We start from the raw sequence: 20230 nt of genomic DNA on the forward strand, positions 1-20230 counted from the left end.
ACTAAAGAGCTAACGCCCCAATGTGCGTGAAGGTACACAGCCCATCCGGCTGGGAGGTATCTGTTTTGTAACGCTGGGTAAAGCTAGCCGCCGAAAGGATTGCCGTTCAAAGGGGAATCAGGTGGACTCCACCGCACTGTCTTTTTCCATGAGCACCAAAGTTCCACCTTGAACACGCACCTGTGAACCTACCGGCAGGAACGCATCCTGTTCAAACGTGCGCTGCGTGTTGTCCTGCATACGCACCACAATGCGGTAGCCGGGCTTTTGCTTGAGTTGCTTCTCGATGGCATTGCCAGCCCATACGCCGCCCAGGAGTCCGATGATGGTGGCGATGGTTTTACCTTCCTCGCCACCGATTTTGTTGGCGATAAGCCCCCCTACCGCTGCACCGATAGCCGCGCCCACACCACTATTGGGTGTGTCACGAGGGATTTCGGCTGTCGATTCAACGATTCCGCATTCGCTACAGACTGCGCTCCGCTCCACGGCCGCCAGAGGCTGCGATTGTGCAAGCGATACGGTTACCGTGAGGCAGGCAGCCAAGGCCCGGATGAAGCCTGTGACTAAGAAATTGCCAATAAATGGATGGAGGCGCATGGTGAACCTTGGAGTTACCCCGACTCAACGCACACCGCCCCTTAAAAGCACACAGCCGGATAAAACTTCCCGGCCGTATGCCTACTTTGTCACACCAAAGCGCCTTACAGGTTGGGCGCCAGCAGGCGTTCCAGCGCGGTACGGTCGAGCTTGCGGCGCTCAGCCAAGTCGTGCACCTGGTCGTCCCCGATCTTGCCGACGTTGAAGTAGGTGGCTTCGGGATGGCCGATGTAGAAGCCGCTCACGCTGGCCGCAGGCGTCATGGCCAGGCTCTCGGTCACTGTCATGCCGACCTCTTCGCATTGCAAAAGAGCGAACATGTCTTTCTTGACGCTGTGGTCTGGGCAGGCAGGGTAGCCGGGTGCGGGGCGGATGCCTTTGTATTTCTCACCGATCAGGTCCTCATTACTGAGCGACTCGCCTGCGGCGTAGCCCCAGAGATCGGTGCGCACACGATGGTGCAAGCACTCGGCAAAGGCCTCCGCCAGACGGTCAGCAATCGCCTTGAGCATGATGGCGGAGTAGTCGTCATGATCATCGAGGAAATACTTTTCCTTTTTGTCCACGCCGATACCGGCTGTGACGGCGAACATGCCGGCGTAGTCCGCCTTGACGCCCTTGGGAGCGACAAAGTCGGCCAGGCAACGGCTGGGGCGCATCACGCCGTCAATTTCCTGCTTCTCGGTTTGCTGGCGCAGGCCGTACCAGGTCATGGCGACCTCGCTGCGGCTCTCGTCCGTGTAGAACTCGATGTCATCGTCATTCACTGTGTTGGCAGGGTACAGGGCCACGACGGCGTTGGCAGTGAGCCAGCGCCCTTCGATCAGTCGCTTGAGCATGCGCTGGCCATCGGAGTACACCCGTACTGCCTCGGTGCCCACCACCTCGTCCTTGAGGATGGCAGGGAACGGACCCGCCAGGTCCCAAGTCTGGAAGAAAGGTGCCCAGTCGATGTACTTGGCCAGCTCGGTCAGGTCAAAGTTCTTGAACACACGACGGCCGATGAACTTCGGTACGGTGGGCTGGTGGGCAGACCAATCGATGGGCGCTTTGTTGGCGCGCGCTTTGGCCAAGGGCCACAAAGGCGTTTGCTTTTTGTTGGCATGCTGATGGCGCACCTTGTCGTAGTCGGCGTTGAGCTCGGCAATGTAAGCAGCGGCGCTTTCGCTGAGCAGACTCTGGGCCACGCTGACACTGCGGGAAGCGTCAGGCACATACACCACCGGGCCTTCGTAGTTGGGCGCAATCTTCACGGCGGTGTGGACGCGACTGCAGGTGGCGCCACCGATGAGCAGCGGAATGTTGCGGCTGCGGAAGTACTCGTCCTTCTGCATCTCGCCCGCCACATACTGCATCTCTTCCAGGCTGGGGGTGATCAAACCGGAGAGGCCGATGATGTCTGCGCCCTCTTCCTTGGCCTTGGCCAGGATCTCGTGGCAAGGCACCATCACGCCCATGTTCACCACGTCAAAGTTGTTGCACTGGAGCACCACGGTGACGATGTTTTTGCCAATGTCGTGCACATCGCCCTTGACGGTCGCAATCACGATCTTGCCCTTGGCTTTGGCTTCTCCCCCGGCTTCCACCATGGCGAGCTTTTCAGCCTCAATGTAAGGCAGCAAGTGCGCCACCGCGCTCTTCATCACGCGGGCACTCTTCACCACTTGCGGCAGGAACATCTTGCCCTGACCGAAAAGGTCACCCACTACGTTCATGCCGTCCATGAGCGGGCCTTCGATCACGTGCAGCGGGCGGCCTCCCTTGGCCAGAATCTCGCGGTAGGCTTCTTCGGTGTCTTCGGTGATGAAGTCGGTAATGCCGTGCACCAGAGCGTGGCTCAGGCGCTGGGCCACAGTTACCGGCGCCTCAGGGGTGCCGCGCCATTCAAGCTTTTTACTCTCATCCTTGGCGCCGCTCTTGGCGGTTTCGGCAATTTCCACCAGGCGTTCGCCCGCGTCTTCGCGGCGATTCAGCACCACGTCTTCCACGCGCTCGCGCAGAGTGGGCTCCAGGTCGTCGTACACGCCGACCATGCCGGCGTTCACAATGCCCATGTCCATGCCGGCCTTGATGGCGTGGTACAGGAACACGGTGTGAATCGCCTCGCGCACCGGGTCGTTGCCCCGGAAGCTGAATGACACGTTGGACACGCCACCGCTCACCTTGGCGCCGGGCAGGTTCTGCTTAATCCAGCGGGTGGCTTCAATGAAGTCCACCGCGTAGTTGTTGTGCTCTTCAATGCCGGTGGCAATGGCGAAGATATTGGGGTCGAAAATGATGTCTTCCGGCGGAAAGTCCACCTCATCCACCAGCACGCGGTAGGCGCGTTCGCAGATCTCCACTTTGCGTTGGTAGGTGTCAGCCTGGCCTTTTTCATCAAAGGCCATTACCACGGCAGCGGCGCCATAGCGGCGCAGCAGCTTGGCCTGGCGTTTGAACTCGTCCAAGCCCTCTTTCATGCTGATGGAGTTCACCACCGCCTTGCCCTGCACGCAGCGCAGACCCGCTTCGATCACGCTCCACTTGGAGCTGTCGATCATGATGGGCACGCGGGAAATATCGGGCTCAGAAGCGATCAGGTTCAAGAAGCGCACCATGGCAGCCTGGCTGTCCAGCATGGCCTCGTCCATGTTGATGTCGATGATCTGCGCCCCGTTCTCCACCTGCTGGCGGGCCACGGCCAGCGCTTCCTCAAACTGCCCGTTCAAGATCATGCGGGCGAATGCCTTGGAACCGGTCACGTTGGTACGCTCACCCACGTTCACAAACAGGCTGCTACTGTCGATGATGATGGGCTCCAGCCCCGAAAGCAGCATGGGCGCTACGGTTTTAGGAGCTGCTTGCGCAGATTCGACGGGTGCTAGAGACATAAATGACCTAAAAATCAATAATCAGCGGCTTATACCGCAACCCAGGCGCCCGTGCGCTGGGAGGCAAACAGGGCATCGATGATGCGCATGCTCTGGATGGCGTCTTCCACGCCGTATTGCAAGGGTTGCTCACCACGGATAGCGAGCGAGAAGGCATCTCCTTCCAGGCTGTACTGATCGCAAGCCGCAAAGGTTTCCACCAGCGCTTCGCGACCGCCGAGCACCTTGCCATCGTCCACAAAGATGCGGGTTTCCTGACCTTGGGGCGCATTGAACGGGATCTCAATCTCCACCCGTTTTTCAGTACCCACCACATGGGCCCTCTGGTAGGGCGTGGTTTGCATGGACACCGTGAAATCCAGACGCCTGCCATCGCCAAAGTCCAGCAAGGCGCTGAATGTGCGGTCAACGCCGAAGTCGGGGTCCATGTCTGCCAAGGCCATCACGCGCACCGGCTCTGTGCCAAACAAAAAGCGCCCGGCCACGATGGGGTAACAACCGATGTCCATCAACGCGCCGCCGCCCTTGGTGGCATCGTTGCGGATGTTGGTGGCACTGCGGTTGAAATACGAGAACCACACCTGCACCGTACGCAAATCGCCCAGCGCACCGCTTTGCACCAGCTCGCGCGTGCGCAGCCACTGTGGGTGAAAGCGCACCATGAAGGCTTCCATGATGTGCACCTTGTCCGCCACTTCACGCAACTGGGCTGCCTCATTGGCGTTCAAGGCAATCGGCTTTTCACACAACACATGCTTGCCCGCGCGGGCTGCTGCCAGCGTCAAAGGAACGTGTTGGTCGTTCGGCAGTGGGTTGTAAATGACCTCTATCGAAGGGTCCGCCAACAGCTCCTCGTAGGACCCGTAGGCTTTGGAAATACCCAACTTGCCCGCCGCCGCCTGCGCGCTCTCCAGGGAGCGCGAGGCAATGGCTTGGACGTCGCACCACTGACTGCGCTGAAGCGCAGGGGTGACCTTTTCCATCCCGATTTTGGCGGTGCTCAGCACGCCCCAGCGGACTTTGTTCATGGCAAGTGGGTCCTTTTTGTCAGGCTTAACGGTAGTAAATCAAGGAGACACCCAGATGATGGCCCTTGGCGGTGTAGTTGGTGGGTGCGTATTCAAAACTCTCATCCACCAATTTGAACGATATGCCAAAGCGCCCCAGCGGGTTAGCATTACGTTTAGTCAGATATTGAGCTTCCAAAACATAGCCAGGCTTGGGACTGAAGGTGTAATTGCCCACGCTCGACACTGAGCCTGTGGACTCCAAACGTGCCGAAGTCGCCAGGCGCAACCCGCCGCCGAGGCGCCAATGGTCACCGAGGTTGTAAAAACCGAGCAATTCGACGGGTACGCGGGTGAATGCAAACTCGCCATCCGAGCTAGCGGTGGTGGTGCGTTCGTGTCCTACCGAGAACTGCAAGTCGGTGTTTGCATTCAACGAATAGCTCACACCGGCAGCGACAGCCAAACCATTGCCAGCCTTGATGGCAAAAGGCGAGCCGTTGGTGTAGGTGCCCTTGACCAAGTCAGAGCTACCGTCACCGAAATTCCAGCCCATGGAACCGAAAAACTGCCAAGGCGAAGCCGTCTGCAATTCTGTGTTCCTGCTTTGCGCAGCAGCGCCGCTTGAAATAGCAATGGCAATCGCTGCGATGGCGATAGATCTCATGAATTTTCTCCCTGGTTAAGTGTGTCGGTCTGGCAAGGTCGCGGCGCCAGACCTGGCCGCTAAGAGGCTGCGTGACGACCTATGTGCCGTCACGCAGCATCCTTATAAAAGTAGCCGCGCTGCACGTTGCGGGTCGCAATCGGGTTCACCGCATGGGCGATTGCACCAATGTGGTCGGGGGTGGTACCGCAGCAGCCACCCACAATGTTCACCAAGCCCTCTTCCGCAAACTCCCGCACCAAACGGCTGGTCACATCCGGCGTTTCGTCAAAGCCGGTGTCGCTCATGGGGTTGGGCAGGCCCGCGTTGGGGTAGCAGCTGATAAAGGTGTCCGTCGCCACCTTGTTCAGCTCTTGGATGTAGGGGCGCATGAGTGCTGCACCGAGTGCGCAGTTCAGGCCGATGGCAAGCGGCTGCGCATGGCGCACGCTGTGCCAGAAGGCGGTGACCGTCTGGCCGCTCAAGATGCGGCCGGAGGCGTCGGTCACGGTGCCGCTGATGATGATGGGCAGGCGCTCCCCACTGGCTTCGAAGTATTCGTCCACTGCAAACAGGGCGGCTTTGGCGTTGAGCGTGTCAAAAATGGTCTCCACCAAGATTACGTCGGCCCCGCCTTCCACCAGCGCCTTGGTCTGGGCGTAGTAAGCGGCCCGCAGCTCTTCAAATGTCACATTTCGGGCGCCGGGGTCGTTCACGTCAGGGCTGATGCTGGCGGTTTTGGGCGTGGGCCCCAAAGCGCCGCACACAAAACGCGGCTTCTCAGGGGTGCTGAACTTGTCGCATGCTGCGCGAGCCAACTTGGCAGAGACAAAGTTCATCTCGATGGCCAAGTCGGCCATGTCGTAGTCGGCTTGGGCTACGGTGGTGGCGCCGAAGGTGTTGGTTTCGATCATGTCCGCACCGGCGGCCAAGTAGGCCTCGTGGATGTCGGTGATCACGTCCGGACGCGTCAGGCTCAACAACTCGTTGTTGCCTTTGACGTCTTTGGGGAAGTCTTTGAAACGGTCACCTTGGCTGCCCGGACCGGCGTAGCCTTCGCCACGGTACTGGGCCTCACCCAGCTTGAAGCGCTGGATCATGGTGCCCATGGCACCGTCCAGAATGGCGATGCGGCTGGCCAGAATGCCGGGGAGCTCTTGGGCGCGGGTATAGGTGATGGGCTTCATGGTGCGGCTCACTATGTGGATTGAAACAAGTGAGCGCAGTTGGAGTCCCCAAGCCTGACCGGTTCGGTGTGTTCACACGTTCCAGCTGCAGCGCCCCTTGGGTGGGTGGATTTTAAACGACAAGCGCGCGCCGCTTTGCCGCGTTGCAAATAAGCACCGGGCACCTGAAGCTGCTGTGCCAGTGATAGGCACCCGGCTTGCCCGACAATAGAAACCCTGCCCATGGCCGCCCTACGGCGGCCTAGCCAAGGGAAATTTATGCCTTTTTGCCACCTGGCGCCCGCGGAATATGCGCGAGCAGCTCCTGATTTGATAGCGTTTTAAGTGCCTCACCTGCAGATTCTTCACGATGTATTTGGCTACCAGGCCTTCCGCGGGCCCCAGCAAGCCATCGTGGAGCATGTGATCGCGGGCGGGGACGCGCTGGTGCTTATGCCTACGGGCGGTGGCAAAAGCCTCTGTTACCAAGTTCCTGCCATTGCCCGCCAACAAGCGGGCTTGGGCGCGACCCTCGTCATTTCCCCGCTGATTGCGCTGATGCACGACCAGGTGGGCGCCCTGCATGAAGCGGGGGTGAGCGCCGCCTTTCTGAACTCCACCCTCACCAGCGACGAGGCCTACCAAATCGAGCAGCAACTGCTGCGCGGCGAGATCACCCTGCTGTACGCAGCGCCGGAGCGGGTCAGCAACGCGCGCTTCTTGGCCTTGTTGGATTCGCTCTTCGAGCGCGGCAAGCTGAGCCTGTTTGCGATCGATGAAGCCCACTGCGTGAGCCAGTGGGGCCACGACTTCCGGCCCGACTACCGCAACCTGACGGTGCTGCATGAGCGCTACCCCGGCGTGCCACGTATCGCCCTGACGGCTACGGCAGACGACCTGACCCGCGCCGACATTCTGGAGCGTTTGCAACTCGAAGAGGCCCGTGCCTTCGTCAGCAGCTTCGACCGGCCCAATATCCGTTACACGATTGTCGAAAAGAAGGACTCCACCACGCAGTTGCTGCGCTTCATCGAGCGCGAGCATGAGGGAGAGGCCGGCATCGTCTACTGCCAGAGCCGCAAAAAAGTGGAAGACATGGCGCAAACGCTGGTGGATGCGGGTATCAAGGCACTGCCTTATCACGCAGGGCTGGATTCCAAGGTACGCCAACTGAACCAGGACCGGTTTTTGCGCGAGGAAGGCATCGTCATGGTGGCCACCATTGCCTTCGGCATGGGCATCGACAAGCCGGATGTACGTTTTGTGGCTCACCGCGACATGCCCAAAAACATCGAGGGCTACTACCAGGAGACCGGCCGCGCCGGGCGGGATGGCCTGCCGGCAGATGCGTGGATGGCGTATGGCCTGCAAGACGTGGTGAACCAGCGCCGCATGATTGACGAGAGCCCGGCCAGCGAAGAGTTCAAACAGGTCATGCGCGGAAAGTTGGACGCCTTGTTGGGCTTGGCGGAAGCCACCGATTGCCGCCGCGTCCGCTTGCTGGGCTATTTCGGCGAGAAGAGCCAGCCCTGCGGCAACTGCGACAACTGCCTGAATCCACCCGAGGTGTGGGACGGCACGGATGCGGCCCGCAAACTGCTCAGCACCATTTACCGCATCCAGCAGATGAGCGGGGTGAGCTTCGGCGCGGGCCACCTGATGGACATCGTGCGCGGCAAGACGACCGAGAAAGTCACCCAATACAGCCACGAGAGCCTGAGTACCTTCGGAATCGGCAAAGATTTCACCGAGTTGCAATTGCGCGGGGTACTGCGCCAGCTGATCGCCATGGGAGCCGTGGCGGTGGACGCGCAGGCATTCAATACCTTGCAGTTGACCGCCGAATCGCGTGCAGTGCTCAAGGGCGAAGTTGCAGTCATGTTGCGGGAGTCCGTGTCTGCGCCGGCAGATCGCAAGCCACGGCGCAATGCGCGGTTGGGCGCAGTGGTCAAGGCGCCTATCAATCTGGACAGTGAGGGTTTGCTACGTTATTCCGCCCTGAAGGCGTGGCGTGCAGAGGTGGCGCAGCAGCACAATCTGCCGGCCTATGTGATTTTTCACGATGCGACCTTGGCGGCCATTGCACAACGTGCCCCTCAATCTATCGACGATTTGCAGGGCATCAGCGGTATTGGAGCCAAGAAGCTGGAGGCTTATGCCGACGACGTTTTGAAGGTCGTCGCGCTCCAGTAAATGCCTTTCAGACGCTCAGTGGCGGTGAAAACCGCTTTCGTAGGCGACCGCTGCACCTGACATGGTGTTTTGCAAGCGCTCGATGGCGCGCATGTGGCGTGCACCGGTAGCGGCATCCGCGGCTTTGGCGCGGTGTTGCTGCACCAAGGCTTGAAATTTGGATTTGCAAGCGTCCAAGGCGCCAGCGAAATTCAGTGCGATGTATGCGTTGTGCCCGGCGTGGGTCTGGCGGAATTCGCCGGACCAATAATCAAACAGCTGCCACTTGTAAGTTCCCTTTTCTGGCACTTGAATCGTGTTTTTTTGCATATTTGCCGCACATTAGGTGATAGATCGGTGCTGTTCATGCTCCGGTTTGGTTCCAACGAACCGGAGTGAATGCACCCGCATAGGGATATCACGCACCAGTTGCGGGACTGGTTGACACGTTCTTGAAAAAAGTTTCAAAGAAGTTACTAAACCACCGGATGCGCCATTTTTGCCGGTGTTATTGCCTTGACTGATGGTTCAGGGTGTAAAGCCCATGGACCGCCTTTCACGCACCTCCGGCTTGATGCGGTGCTCTGCAAGCAATTGATCAAGAAACTCTGCGGGCGTCAATTCGGCGCCAAGTATCTCCAACTGCCGCTTAACCGCAGCAAAATCTCCCAAACAGAGCTGATCCAGCTGTTTGAGCGCATGTTGGGAGCGTGGATCCAGCTGTGAAGCGTCTCCCCCACATGCTTCTTGTACGAAAAGTTGCTCACGCTGTTCAGGCTGCAAGGGCAAGAACTGGATCTTGAACGTAAACCGGCGCAAAGCCGCTTCGTCGATACGTTCCATGAGATTGGTAGTGCAGATGAACACCCCCGGATGGCGCTCCATGCCCTGCAACATTTCATTGACTTCGCTGACCTCGTAGTTGCGCTGGGCACCTCGCCGGTCTTGCAGGAAGCTGTCCGCCTCGTCCAACAACAACACAGCATTCTCACCTTCGGCTTCGCGGAACATGGCGGCCATGTTTTGCTCCGTCTCCCCTACGTATTTGCTCATCAGGTCACTGGCACGCCGGATGATCAGGGGTCGTCCCAATTCCCGGGAGATGTGCTCTGCCAAAGCGGTTTTGCCGGTACCGGGCGGGCCATAAAAGCACAAGGTTCCGTGCCGCCTGGAGGTCAGTGAGTCCACGATGCGCTGCAAGGGATACCGGGTCTCGACATTCAGGTACGACAGGTCGTATCGGCTCAGCGCTTGGGGGCGACCCGTCTCGGCAGCAGGATTCCCCAAGGCCAGGTCCGCATTTTTCAACTGCCGGTCAATCAAGGTTTCCATGAGAGCGCTGTCGCTCACCCCATTTTCGGGTGTGCTCAGCCGTGCAAAGCGTGCTGCGGTTCTTATCTGCGCAGGGGTCAAACCCTTGCGGCCGCTGAGCCGAGCGACAAACGCTTCGCTGACAGAAATGCCCTCCAGGGTTTTGCGCACTACACCTTCACGGGCGCCCGGCGGTGGCGACTTGAGTTCCAAATGGTAGGCAAAGCGACGCCGGAACGCGGGATCAATCTGCTCGATGCGGTTGGTCACCCAAATTGTGGGCACTGCATTCGACTCCAGAATCTGGTTAACCCAGGCTTTGCCACTCACGCTCGCATTGGCCGGTGTTGCGTGTGCGTCGGCTCTGGCAATGAAGCTTGCCGTTTCGCTAGTCAAAGGCGGAAAGACATCTTCCACTTCATCAAACAGCAAGGCCGCTTGAGCGCTTCCCTTTAAAAACACCTGAGCAATCTGAAGGGAGCGGTAACGATCACGCCCGCTCAAGGAATTTCCATCCCGATCGGCATACTCCACCTCAAACAACTCAAGCCCCACATGCTGGGCGATCACCTTGGCAAGCTCTGTCTTTCCGGTGCCCGGAGGGCCATACAACAGGATGTTGACCCCGGCCTCTTTGCGGGCCACCGCGTGCTGCAACAGCCGGCATAGCATGTGTGCGTCTTCTGCCACGAATGCGAAGTCCTCCAGGTGCAAGCTGCTCTTGGAAGAGAGCCGGGTGAACACCGCCATCAGCTCAGCGTGGTCACGGTAATGGCGCATCAATACCGGAGGGAGCTTTTCACTCACCTTCATCAAGTCGGCAAGGTCAGTGATGTTGTGCTCGGAGATCAGGTTTTCTACGAGGCCGATGCGCTCAAGCCGTGAACCCGCGCGCAGCGCTTCACCCAAATCCTGGGCACTGACGTGGGCCACCTCCGCAATGGCGGCATAGGCTTCGGCTGCGTTGTTGACCTTGAACTCCACCAGAATGCTGCGCATGTCCCGCTGGTAGCGCGCCAGTGTTCCGTAGAGTAGCAACGCCCGTTCTGCTTTGTTCAGTTGCAAGAGCCCGGCGAGTGCATTGATGTTCTTCTCCACCAAGGTAGATTGCTTCTTCAGGGCCTGCTGCAGCCATTCACCGGTGACAGCCAGCACCGAGATCAGGTCTTTGGGCTGGTCTTTGGCGTATTCGTCCAGGAAGAAAAACAGCGTGGCCTCGTCGTAGGGCCCACACCATGTGCCATGCCGGGCGAGGAATTCCGTGGCATTCAACGATTCATGGCCTCGCCACAGCTCATTGCCAACACAGCGCCGCGCAAGAAATTCACGCAAACGGGTCAAGACAGAAACCGGCCAGACCAGATGCCGTCCTGCCAGCCCCACCACGCCATTGAAATCCCTGCGGACATTGAAACTGGCGCCTTGCCGGGCCGCCAGCGTAAGCACAAAGTGCGAGCACATCAAATCCAGGACAGGCGCGCGCTCCAGTCCCGGTGAGGGAACGAGATGCCCGCCTTGGGGCATGAACAGTGAACGCTTGGCCATCCAACGCCTCCGGCACTGTTGTGTGCTGGAACCACGATAGCGCAGTCTTTGAAAAGAGGGAAGTACCCTTCCCAAATCTCCTTGATGGTCTATCCGCTTGGCGCAGCGCTGGGCAAAAGGCTAAAATCCGTGCAATACCAACGAACACACTGAGGATCGACTATGTCCGCACCCGCTCACTCTGATGACAACCACGCCGTTGACCCCGTCGACGAGGTGGTACCACTGATGCCCGTGGTGTTACCCATTGTTGGCGCCGTCTTGATGTTCCTGTTGGCGTTCATCGCTGTATCGATGGCTTGATGGAGCAACGCATCATGGGCCGCACATCACGTGTGCTGCAAATGACTTTGCAAACGAGAGCGGCTTCGGCCGCTTTTTTGTTGCTCATTTCATCGTCAATGCTGGCTGCACAGCCGACTGAAAAGACTTCGGCTTGCCCGTCTTTGTGGCAAAAGACCTTTCCCCGCCTGCAAGATGACAAGCCCCAGGATCTGTGCCAGTACCGGGGAAAAGTGGCGTTGGTGGTTAACACCGCCAGTTACTGCGGCTTTACCTCGCAATATGAAGGCTTGGAAAAAGTCTACGCCCGGTACCAAGCGCAGGGCTTGGTGGTTCTAGGTTTCCCCTCCAATGATTTCGGGCAGCAAGAACCCGGCAACAGCAAGCAGATCGCCGATTTCTGCTTCAACACCTATGGCGTGAAGTTCCCGATGTTCGCCAAAACCAGCGTCACCGGCAATGCAGCCAACCCCTTGTTCAGGGAACTGGCGCAACAGACCGGCAGCACACCGCGATGGAACTTCCACAAGTACCTGGTAGATCGCCAAGGCAAAGTGGTCGGCGCCTTCCTTAGTGAAACCACTCCAGAAGACGCTCGACTGATCGCCGCCATTCAAAAGGCACTGAAAGCACCCTGACTGTGCATGGCGCACCATCTTTACGCCATGCATAAACCCATGCGTAGCTTGCATAAAGTTACGCTGTAATCGCTTGGTAACTTGAGTACCTGTTCTTAGAATCTGCTTCCACGCTTGCGATGCGGTATGGCCTGCAAGCGTGGAAAGCCGGTTTCTCAAAGTTCGTGGCGGTGTTCACCAGAGTTGCACCCGATTTTGAAAAGACGATTTTCAAACTTAGGAGCTTTTCATGAACGCACCCGTGATGCAGGGCCTGTCCCTCAACACCCCCAGCTTTGTCAAGAACCCCCGCCTGATTGCATGGGTGGCCGACATGGTGGCCCTGTGCAAACCCAAAGATGTGTACTGGTGCGACGGCTCCGAAGAGGAATACCAGCGCCTGTGCCAGCAACTGGTGGATGCAGGCACCTTCAAAAAGCTCAATCCCGCCAAGCGCCCCAACAGCTTCCTAGCCTGCTCTGACCCCAGCGACGTGGCCCGCGTGGAAGATCGTACCTACATTTGCGCAGAGCAAAAAGAAAACGCCGGCCCCACCAACAACTGGATGGCGCCCGCCGAGATGCGCAAGATTCTGGAGAGTGGCCAGGCGGACGGCACACCAGCGCTGTTTGATGGCTGCATGAAGGGCCGCACCATGTATGTGGTGCCCTTCTCCATGGGACCCTTGGGCTCCCACATCGCGCACATTGGCATCGAGTTGTCCGACAGCGCCTATGTGGCGGTGAACCAGCGCATCATGACCCGCATGGGCAAGCCCGTGTATGACGTGTTGGGCGTGGACGGCGCTTTTGTGCCCTGCGTTCACACCGTGGGCGCCCCCTTGGCAGAGGGCCAGTCGGACGTAAAGTGGCCTTGCAACAAAACCAAGTACATCGTGCACTACCCCGAGACCCGCGAGATCTGGTCCTACGGTTCCGGTTACGGCGGCAATGCTCTGCTGGGCAAGAAGTGCTTTGCATTGCGCATTGCCTCCAACATGGGCCGCGACCAAGGCTGGTTGGCAGAGCACATGCTCATCCTGGGCGTAACCAACCCCGAAGGCAAAAAGTACCATGTGGCAGCGGCCTTCCCGAGCGCCTGCGGCAAAACCAACTTTTCCATGCTGGTGCCACCCACCGGCTTTGAAGGCTGGAAAGTCACCACCATCGGCGACGACATTGCTTGGATCAAACCCAATGCCGATGGCAAGTTGTACGCCATCAACCCCGAAGCAGGGTACTTCGGCGTGGCCCCCGGCACCAACTTCCACACCAACCCCAACTGCATGGCCAGCCTGGACAAGAACGTGATCTTCACGAACGTGGCGCTGACCGATGACGGTGACGTCTGGTGGGAAGGCATGGAGAAGGACACCGGCGGCATGCCCGACCATCTGATTGATTGGCAAGGCAAGGACTGGACGCCCGCGATCGCCAAGGAAACCGGCGCCAAAGCGGCCCACCCCAACGCCCGCTTCACCGTGGCCGCCGGCAACAACCCCGCGCTGGACAGCCAGTGGGACGATGCCAATGGCGTGGCGATTGACGCCTTCATTTTCGGTGGCCGTCGCTCGACCACCGTGCCGCTGGTGACTGAAGCCCGCAACTGGACTGAAGGTGTTTACATGGCCGCGACCATGGGCTCTGAGACCACAGCCGCCGCTACCGGCCAAGCGGGTATCGTGCGCCGCGACCCATTTGCGATGCTGCCTTTCATGGGCTACAACATGAGCGACTACTTCCAGCACTGGCTCAACATGGGCGACAAGCTGGCGAAGTCCGGCGCTAAGCAGCCCAAGATTTTCACCACCAACTGGTTCCGCAAGGGCGACGATGGCAAATTCGTCTGGCCCGGCTACGGTGAAAACATGCGCGTTTTGAAGTGGATGATCGACCGCATCGAAGGCAAGGCCACCGGTACCGAGACCGGCTTCGGCGTGGCGCCCACGTACAACGAAATCAACTGGACCGGATTGGACTTCAGCCAAGCGCAATTCGACTCCGTCACCAGCCTGAACAAGGACGACTGGAAGGCCGAAATCGCCTTGCACACCGAACTGTTCACCCAGCTGGCCTACCACTTGCCAAAGGAACTCGAAGAGACCAAAACCCAACTGGCCCAGCGACTCGCCGCCTGAGGGTCATCAACAAAGTCCGGCACGGCGCACACCGCCCTAGCCGGACCTGGCAGATCGCAGCGCACAAGGCTGCGGCCGACCGAGCACAAAAAAAAGCCACCCAAAGGTGGCTTTTTGTTTTTCCGACCCGTTAGCGCAGGTCGTGATGCAACTGGAGATCGCTTAGATCTGGCTTTGGCTGCGCAACCATGCGTGTTGCAGCTCAGCCATGATACGAGGATCGTGGTGGGCGTATTCCCACATTTTTTCTTCCATGCGGCGCACTTTGTAAGACTGCACTGCGGAAGCGATCAGAGAAGCCAAACCGGAAGAGACTTTGCGCAGTGGGGGTGCCAACAAGGCCAAGGCTGCAAACGCCACAGTCCACAGCGCAACCCAGGCGGCCAGCATGTGGCCGTCAACCCAAGTGTCGATCACCTGGTCAGCCACCACCAACAAGGCGGACAAAACAGCAGCCAGCAACATGCCGGACAAGGTGCGGGAAGCTTCCACTGTCTCACGACGTGCACGAGGTGTACGGGGCTGAGCGGTGGAATACGAGAAATACGGGGTATTGATAACTTGTGTCATGGCAAACTCCTTGAAAAGGTTGATGCTCAATGGATAAAAATTTCTAAGATGGGCGAATCATAGGGTTTCCCCTAGTGTTGTTCAACTTTATGTTGGTGATGTTTGGTATTCACAAGATTTATAGTCAGACATGCCCAGCAGCCGCATCAACCTCCGGACTTTCGACCTGAACCTGCTCAAGGTGTTTGATGTGGTCATGTCTGAGCGTAGCCTCACGCGCGCTGCTGCCCAGCTCAACCTCACCCAGCCTGCCGTCAGCAACGCCTTGCGCCGCCTTCGCGAAGCACTGGACGACGAGCTGCTGGTACGCAACGGCCGCAACCTGGAACCCACTGCCCGCGGGCAGGAGCTTTGGCCCGCAGTGCGCGAGACCTTGCAGAAGCTGCAAGCCTCGCTGGCACCCAGCGTGTTTGAACCGGCCTTGGCCACCAACACCTTTGTGCTCACCATGGCAGACGCCACCGCCGCAGAGCTGATGCCCGGCTTGGTGAAAGTGCTGGCGCGGGATGCCCCCGGTGTATCCCTGCGGGTGGTACCCCTGACCACCCGCGACCCCCGCAAAGTGCTGGAAGAAGGTGCGGCAGACTTGGCTATCGGCCACTTTCCGGCGGTCTTGGCTGACCTGACGGCCCGCGCCCAGGCCGGCGCCGCGGAGACCTTTTTGCACCACCGCCTGTTTGTCGGCGACTACGTGTGCGTCATGCGCAAAGACCACCCGCTCACCGAGGGCGAGTTCACCTTGGACCGCTTTTGTAGCGCCTCCCACATGCTGGTGAGTTTTTCGGGTCGGGCCTTCGGCTTTATTGACGAATCGCTGGTCAGCCTTAAGCGCACCCGCCGCGTGGTGCTGACCGTGAACCAGTTTTTTACCGCCGGCAAGGTGGTCGTGCAGTCCGACCTCCTCACCGTGCTGCCCCGCCACTTTGTGAATGTGACCGGCTATGCCGACCAGCTGGTCATCCGCGAGTTGCCATTTACCGTACCGCCCATCCAGGTCGATGCCCTTTGGCATCAGCGGCTGGATGGTGCCAGCCCCCACGCCTGGCTGCGGGCCCAAGTCGCCTCCCTGGGCCAGACCATTTTTTCCGCATGAAGATTCAGATCTTGTCCGACCTCCATTTGGAGGCCCATCCCCATTGGCAAGCCACGCCCTTGGCCGAAGCGGATGTGCTGGTGCTGGCAGGTGACATCGGCTCCTACCAACCCGGCTCGCAGCTGGCCGGCGACGACTTCGGCTTGGAGCGCTTTTCCCCCGTGCACGGCTGGCCGGTGCCGGTGTTGTTTGTGCCCGGTAACCATGAGTACGACACCCTGGACTTTGACCTCGCCCACGCCCGCCTGCGTGCCACCTGTGCGCGACTGGGCATCCAGTGGCTGGAACGTGAATCCGTCGTGCTGGCTGGCGTGCGTTTCATCGGCACCACCTTGTGGACCGACTTTGACGCGCTCGCCGCCCAAGAGCCACCCGAGCGACAGCTCAAGGCCCGTGACAAGGCGTATCGCGCCGCCAACTACTACCTGAAGAAAACACTCACCACCCGTGCGGACGAGCCTTGGCTGGCAGATGGTTTGCGGGAACAGGCGCTGGTCTGCCAAGCCTGGCTGCGCGACGCCTTGGCCCAGCCACACGACGGCCCCACGGTCGTGGTGACCCACTTTGCCCCCAGCCTGCATAGTGCCGACCCGCGCTACGGTCTGGTACCCGGCACCGCCGGCTTTTGCAATGCACTGGATGAACTGCTGCCGCTGGCAGACCTCTGGCTGCATGGCCATCTCCACGCCCCCAGCGACTACCGCGTCGGCAAGTGCCGGGTGGTGGCCAATCCGCTGGGCTATGTGCGCAAGAACGAACAGCTGGGCTACCAGCCTGGCCTACTGATAGAAGTAGGCTCTGGCGCCCGTGGATAGTGCGCTAGCAGCTATCAAAATCAGAGCAATCTCGCGCAGCCATTAAAGAGTCGGCTCTCCCGCCGGTCGCAGGTAAGTGGCAAAGCGAGGTACGCCCTGCGCGGTCAACCCGCGGTAGCGGAAGGTCACCCAGCTACCGACCGCAGGCGGATCACCACGGTTCGCATCCGAGAAGCCGCTGCCGAGCTTGAAGCGCTGAGGCTGGCCACCCTCGCCACCTGGCCACTCTACCCACAGAGCACCGGTGCTGCCTTGCAAGCGGCCTTGTCCGGGCACATGCGCCAGCACCCGCGCTTCGGCATCCTGAAACGGCTTGAACTTCACCAGCTTTGCCGAGCGGCCCGGCACATATAGCGCGCTGGCCCGGTGCAACACCAGGCCCTCACCACCGGCTGCCACGGTGCGATCCAACAAAGCGCGCAGGCTGGCCGCATCCGGCGCCGGTGCTTGCTCTACCGCTTGCACCCAAGCCTGCCCGAGCTCACTCACGGCCGTTTGCAATGCGAGGTAGCGTTCCTGGAAGCGTCCGCCGTGGTTCGGCACGTCAAACACCATGAAACGCAGAGCACGCCAAGCGGCATCGTCCGGCGTCTGTTGGCGAACGGTAGACACCGCATCCGCAAAGCGGCCCCGGCCGGCCCAAAGTTCACCATCCAGGGAGTGTGGCGGCCAACCCGCGGTAAACCATGCGGGTGCGGCGATAGGGTTACCGCCCCGGGTGATCAGGCGCCGGCCGTCCCAGTAGCCGCGCACGCCGTCGTACTTTTCACTCACCCGCGCATCGGCCAGCACAAACTCTTTGCGGTACTCGCCTGCCAGCATCAATGAGGGGCGCTGCGGGCTGTCTGCAGCCCACGCAGATGAGGCAGGAAGCAAACCACTCAGTGCAACAGCGCCCAGACCTTGAAGGGATAAGCGGCGATCTTGTGCGGCAGGCTGGGTCATGCGAGGCTCCTCGGGGTGCGTGGACATTTCTTGACTTGGCTCAAGGCAGTGTAGCGGTGCAGGTTCATACTGAAGCCACACAACCGGAGACCCCCATGAAGATCTTGCTCGCCGTCGATGGAAGCAGCTACAGCAAAAAAATGTTGGCCTACTTGAGCACACACGACGCGTTGCTCGCGCCCGGCCACGAGTACACCGTGTTCCATGCGCAGCCTGCATTGCCCCCACGCGCCAAAGCCGCTCTGGGCAAGTCCACCGTGGACCAGTACCACGCTGAAGAGGCAGACAAGGTGTTGGCGCCGGTCGCCAAGTTCCTCAAGCGGCATGGCATTGAGGCCAAGCTGGATTGGAAGGTAGGTTCCGCCGGCACCCTGATCGGCAAGCTGGCCGACACCGGCAAGTTCGACTTGCTGGTCATGGGCTCCCACGGCCACAGCGCCCTGGGGAATCTGGTGATGGGCTCAGTCACCACCCAGGTGCTGGCCCACTGCAAGACGCCGGTGTTGCTGGTTCGCTAAGGCGAGTCCTTGGGCTTGGGGGCTGGCGTGAGATCCACGCCGCTGAGCCGCGCCACATTTTCGGGCAGCATGGGCACATAGGCCTCCGCTCCACCGGTAGCCAATGCCATTGCGAATGAGTTTTTCACCGCGTTGCCCAGGCTGTTCGAAATACCGGCGGCATCCGCCATGGACTCCAGATAGCGCATGTCCTTGAAGGCATTCTTCAAGGTGAACTTGTGCGCTTCGCGGTTTCCGTTCAGCGTGTAGTCCATAAAGGTCTGGTAAAAGCCGCAGTCCATGCGGCCATTGCGCAGCACCGCATCGACGCGCTGCGGACCAATGCCGACCGCCTGCGCCAGCGTGAGCGCCTCTGAGTAGAGGGCCGCGTATCCCATGGCGACAAAGTTATTGATCAACTTCAGCCGATGCCCGTCCCCGGGCCCTCCCACATGCACAATGCGCGCGGCCCAGGTGGACAAGATCGGGCGAATTCGCTCCAAGGTTTGGGCGTCCGCGCCCACCATGGTGTCCAGCGTACCCTCCCAAGCCTCTTTGGGCGTACGGCTCAAGGGCGCGTCAACCAGCGTCACGTCCATGGCGGCGAGTTCTGCGGCCAGCGCCACCGTCGACGTCGGGTCTGAAGTAGAGCAATCGACCACCACCGTGCCCGGCCGCAAGCCCTTTGCCAGCCCCATCGCTCCACGTACGATGGCCTCCACGTCCGGTGAACCCGTCACGCACAGAAACACGACACTGGCCTGTCTGGCAACTGCCATAGGCGTATCGACCTGTTCTGCGCCACGGCTCAACAAATCATCCAGCGCCGCCGATGGCTTGCGGGCACACACGGTGAGGGCATAGCCCTTTTCCACTATGTTTTTGGCCATGCCGTGGCCCATCAGGCCCAGGCCGATAAAGCCGATGGTGTCGCGTCCGTGTTGCATAGCCGTTCTACCAGCGTTGGTGCACAAGCGGCTTGGCGTAGCGTGCGTAAGTGTCGGCCAGCGCCTGCATGGTCGCATCGGGCAGCGGGGGCAGGTCGGCGGCGGCCACGTTGTCTTGTACCTGCGCGGGGTTCTTGCCACCGGGAATGGTGCAGGTGACTGCCGGATTCATCTGGATCCAGCGCAAGGCCATTTGCGCCATGCTCATGCCGGCGGGCACCAGAGGCCGCATGGCCTCCACGGCCTCCAGGCCCACCCCGAAATCCAGCCCCGAGAAGGTTTCGCCCTTGTCAAAAGCCGCCCCTTCGCGGTTGAAGCCACGATGGTCATCAGCACCGAAGGTGCTTTGCGCATTCATCTTGCCGCTGAGCAAACCGCTGGACAGCGGCAAACGGGCCAGAATGCCCACACCGCGCTTTTGCGTTTGCTCGAACAGCAGCTCGGCCGGGCGCTGGCGGAACAGGTTGTAGATGATCTGCACACTCTGCACCCCGGGGTACTCGATGGCCTTGAGCGCTTCTTCCACCTTCTCGACACTCACGCCGTAGTGGCGCAGCTTGCCGGCGGCCACCAGGTCGTCCAGCACGCCGAAGACTTCGGGCAAGTAAAACACGTCGGTCGGCGGGCAGTGAAGTTGCAGGAGGTCGATCGCCTCGGTCTCCAGGTTTTGCAGGCTGCGCTCCACAAAGGCAGTCAGGTTGGCGCGGGTGAAACCGGCTGCCACATGGGGCACCAGCCGGCGGCCGGCTTTGGTGGCTACATAAAACGGCTCGCTGCGCTCCTTGCGCAGGCGTGCCAGCAGGCGCTCGCTGCGGCCATCGCCATACACATCGGCGGTGTCGAAGAAGTTCACCCCCAGGTCCAGCGCACGGTGCAGGGCGGCCATGGAGTCCTTGTCATCGACCTCGCCCCAGGTACCCCCAATGGCCCAGGCGCCGAAGCTCACAGTGGAAACATTCCAGCCGGTACGGCCGAGAGGACGGTATTGCATAACGATTTCCGGTGTTGTT

Annotated in this window: 18 protein-coding genes and 1 riboswitch; of the genes, 7 read left to right on the plus strand and 11 right to left on the minus strand. The window is 60.0% G+C overall.

The window, feature by feature from the left end; all coding sequences use genetic code 11:
- Positions 1-117 precede the first annotated feature (117 nt).
- The 5 genes from ACOAP0_RS09315 to ACOAP0_RS09335 form a co-directional block, all read right to left on the minus strand.
- Complete coding sequence (locus ACOAP0_RS09315) at positions 118-600, minus strand: glycine zipper 2TM domain-containing protein (protein WP_498376148.1); 483 nt, start codon at positions 598-600, stop codon at positions 118-120.
- Between the two features lie 104 nt (positions 601-704).
- Complete coding sequence (gene metH / locus ACOAP0_RS09320) at positions 705-3470, minus strand: methionine synthase (RefSeq protein WP_498376149.1); 2766 nt, start codon at positions 3468-3470, stop codon at positions 705-707.
- Positions 3471-3499: 29 nt separating this feature from the next.
- A complete protein-coding gene (locus ACOAP0_RS09325) occupies positions 3500-4498 on the minus strand; it encodes a Gfo/Idh/MocA family protein (RefSeq protein WP_498391391.1) in 999 nt (332 codons plus the stop codon).
- A gap of 25 nt (positions 4499-4523) precedes the next feature.
- A complete protein-coding gene (locus ACOAP0_RS09330) occupies positions 4524-5144 on the minus strand; it encodes a hypothetical protein (RefSeq protein WP_313876816.1) in 621 nt (206 codons plus the stop codon).
- 89 nt (positions 5145-5233) lie between these two features.
- Complete coding sequence (locus ACOAP0_RS09335) at positions 5234-6310, minus strand: homocysteine S-methyltransferase family protein (RefSeq protein ID WP_498377766.1); 1077 nt, start codon at positions 6308-6310, stop codon at positions 5234-5236.
- Between the two features lie 24 nt (positions 6311-6334).
- Positions 6335-6415, minus strand: a riboswitch (S-adenosyl-L-homocysteine riboswitch).
- 219 nt (positions 6416-6634) lie between these two features.
- Here ACOAP0_RS09335 and recQ point away from each other — a divergent pair.
- Positions 6635-8482, plus strand: a complete 1848-nt coding sequence (gene recQ / locus ACOAP0_RS09340) for a DNA helicase RecQ (RefSeq protein ID WP_498376151.1) — start codon at positions 6635-6637, stop codon at positions 8480-8482.
- A gap of 15 nt (positions 8483-8497) precedes the next feature.
- Here recQ and ACOAP0_RS09345 read toward each other — a convergent pair whose 3' ends face one another.
- Together ACOAP0_RS09345 and ACOAP0_RS09350 are read right to left on the minus strand one after the other, a co-directional pair.
- Complete coding sequence (locus ACOAP0_RS09345; RefSeq protein WP_087495574.1) at positions 8498-8791, minus strand: hypothetical protein; 294 nt, start codon at positions 8789-8791, stop codon at positions 8498-8500.
- A gap of 198 nt (positions 8792-8989) precedes the next feature.
- Positions 8990-11317 carry an ATP-binding protein gene (locus tag ACOAP0_RS09350; protein WP_498376152.1) on the minus strand — a complete coding sequence of 776 codons (2328 nt, stop codon included), beginning with the start codon at positions 11315-11317 and terminating at the stop codon, positions 8990-8992.
- A gap of 162 nt (positions 11318-11479) precedes the next feature.
- Here ACOAP0_RS09350 and ACOAP0_RS09355 point away from each other — a divergent pair, with 162 nt between their 5' ends.
- From ACOAP0_RS09355 to ACOAP0_RS09365, 3 genes are all read left to right on the plus strand, one after another.
- Positions 11480-11620, plus strand: coding sequence for a hypothetical protein (locus tag ACOAP0_RS09355; RefSeq protein WP_198301815.1), 141 nt, complete (start codon positions 11480-11482; stop codon positions 11618-11620).
- A 14-nt stretch (positions 11621-11634) separates the two neighbouring features.
- Entirely contained in the window at positions 11635-12237 is a 603-nt protein-coding gene (locus ACOAP0_RS09360) for a glutathione peroxidase (RefSeq protein WP_498376153.1), read from the plus strand.
- Between the two features lie 229 nt (positions 12238-12466).
- Positions 12467-14353, plus strand: coding sequence for a phosphoenolpyruvate carboxykinase (GTP) (locus tag ACOAP0_RS09365; protein ID WP_498376154.1), 1887 nt, complete (start codon positions 12467-12469; stop codon positions 14351-14353).
- Between the two features lie 162 nt (positions 14354-14515).
- Here the strand turns inward: ACOAP0_RS09365 and ACOAP0_RS09370 are convergent, their stop codons facing one another.
- Positions 14516-14923, minus strand: coding sequence for a hypothetical protein (locus ACOAP0_RS09370; RefSeq protein WP_313868021.1), 408 nt, complete (start codon positions 14921-14923; stop codon positions 14516-14518).
- 130 nt (positions 14924-15053) lie between these two features.
- Between ACOAP0_RS09370 and ACOAP0_RS09375 the strand changes: the two genes are divergently transcribed.
- Together ACOAP0_RS09375 and ACOAP0_RS09380 are read left to right on the plus strand one after the other, a co-directional pair.
- Positions 15054-16016, plus strand: coding sequence for a LysR family transcriptional regulator (locus ACOAP0_RS09375; protein WP_087495578.1), 963 nt, complete (start codon positions 15054-15056; stop codon positions 16014-16016).
- Positions 16013-16831, plus strand: a complete 819-nt coding sequence (locus tag ACOAP0_RS09380; protein ID WP_498376156.1) for a metallophosphoesterase — start codon at positions 16013-16015, stop codon at positions 16829-16831. The genes ACOAP0_RS09375 and ACOAP0_RS09380 overlap by 4 nt, the downstream gene beginning before the upstream one ends.
- Positions 16832-16873: 42 nt before the next feature.
- On the opposite strand, the gene ACOAP0_RS09385 is transcribed toward ACOAP0_RS09380, so the two are convergent.
- Positions 16874-17776, minus strand: coding sequence for a DNA ligase (locus ACOAP0_RS09385; RefSeq protein ID WP_498376158.1), 903 nt, complete (start codon positions 17774-17776; stop codon positions 16874-16876).
- Positions 17777-17871: 95 nt separating this feature from the next.
- Between ACOAP0_RS09385 and ACOAP0_RS09390 the strand changes: the two genes are divergently transcribed.
- Positions 17872-18294, plus strand: coding sequence for a universal stress protein (locus ACOAP0_RS09390; protein ID WP_087495581.1), 423 nt, complete (start codon positions 17872-17874; stop codon positions 18292-18294).
- Here the strand turns inward: ACOAP0_RS09390 and ACOAP0_RS09395 are convergent.
- Together ACOAP0_RS09395 and ACOAP0_RS09400 are read right to left on the minus strand one after the other, a co-directional pair.
- Positions 18291-19220, minus strand: coding sequence for an NAD(P)-dependent oxidoreductase (locus ACOAP0_RS09395; RefSeq protein ID WP_498376159.1), 930 nt, complete (start codon positions 19218-19220; stop codon positions 18291-18293). The genes ACOAP0_RS09390 and ACOAP0_RS09395 overlap by 4 nt on opposite strands.
- 7 nt (positions 19221-19227) lie before the next feature.
- A complete protein-coding gene (locus tag ACOAP0_RS09400) occupies positions 19228-20211 on the minus strand; it encodes an aldo/keto reductase (protein WP_498376160.1) in 984 nt (327 codons plus the stop codon).
- Positions 20212-20230 lie beyond the last annotated feature (19 nt).

Source organism: Curvibacter sp. Hmag1.1, from assembly GCF_059769165.1.

Coding starts and splice junctions, on each gene's coding strand:
- ACOAP0_RS09395 (WP_498376159.1), bottom strand. CDS start 19,220: ATGCAACACGGACGCGACACCATCGGCTTTATCGGCCTGGGCCTGATG.
- ACOAP0_RS09365 (WP_498376154.1), top strand. CDS start 12,467: ATGAACGCACCCGTGATGCAGGGCCTGTCCCTCAACACCCCCAGCTTT.
- ACOAP0_RS09400 (WP_498376160.1), bottom strand. CDS start 20,211: ATGCAATACCGTCCTCTCGGCCGTACCGGCTGGAATGTTTCCACTGTG.
- ACOAP0_RS09355 (WP_198301815.1), top strand. CDS start 11,480: ATGTCCGCACCCGCTCACTCTGATGACAACCACGCCGTTGACCCCGTC.
- ACOAP0_RS09360 (WP_498376153.1), top strand. CDS start 11,635: ATGGGCCGCACATCACGTGTGCTGCAAATGACTTTGCAAACGAGAGCG.
- ACOAP0_RS09325 (WP_498391391.1), bottom strand. CDS start 4,498: ATGAACAAAGTCCGCTGGGGCGTGCTGAGCACCGCCAAAATCGGGATG.
- ACOAP0_RS09385 (WP_498376158.1), bottom strand. CDS start 17,776: ATGACCCAGCCTGCCGCACAAGATCGCCGCTTATCCCTTCAAGGTCTG.
- ACOAP0_RS09330 (WP_313876816.1), bottom strand. CDS start 5,144: ATGAGATCTATCGCCATCGCAGCGATTGCCATTGCTATTTCAAGCGGC.
- ACOAP0_RS09345 (WP_087495574.1), bottom strand. CDS start 8,791: ATGCAAAAAAACACGATTCAAGTGCCAGAAAAGGGAACTTACAAGTGG.
- ACOAP0_RS09370 (WP_313868021.1), bottom strand. CDS start 14,923: ATGACACAAGTTATCAATACCCCGTATTTCTCGTATTCCACCGCTCAG.
- ACOAP0_RS09350 (WP_498376152.1), bottom strand. CDS start 11,317: ATGGCCAAGCGTTCACTGTTCATGCCCCAAGGCGGGCATCTCGTTCCC.
- ACOAP0_RS09335 (WP_498377766.1), bottom strand. CDS start 6,310: ATGAAGCCCATCACCTATACCCGCGCCCAAGAGCTCCCCGGCATTCTG.
- ACOAP0_RS09390 (WP_087495581.1), top strand. CDS start 17,872: ATGAAGATCTTGCTCGCCGTCGATGGAAGCAGCTACAGCAAAAAAATG.
- ACOAP0_RS09375 (WP_087495578.1), top strand. CDS start 15,054: ATGCCCAGCAGCCGCATCAACCTCCGGACTTTCGACCTGAACCTGCTC.
- ACOAP0_RS09380 (WP_498376156.1), top strand. CDS start 16,013: ATGAAGATTCAGATCTTGTCCGACCTCCATTTGGAGGCCCATCCCCAT.
- metH (WP_498376149.1), bottom strand. CDS start 3,470: ATGTCTCTAGCACCCGTCGAATCTGCGCAAGCAGCTCCTAAAACCGTA.
- ACOAP0_RS09315 (WP_498376148.1), bottom strand. CDS start 600: ATGCGCCTCCATCCATTTATTGGCAATTTCTTAGTCACAGGCTTCATC.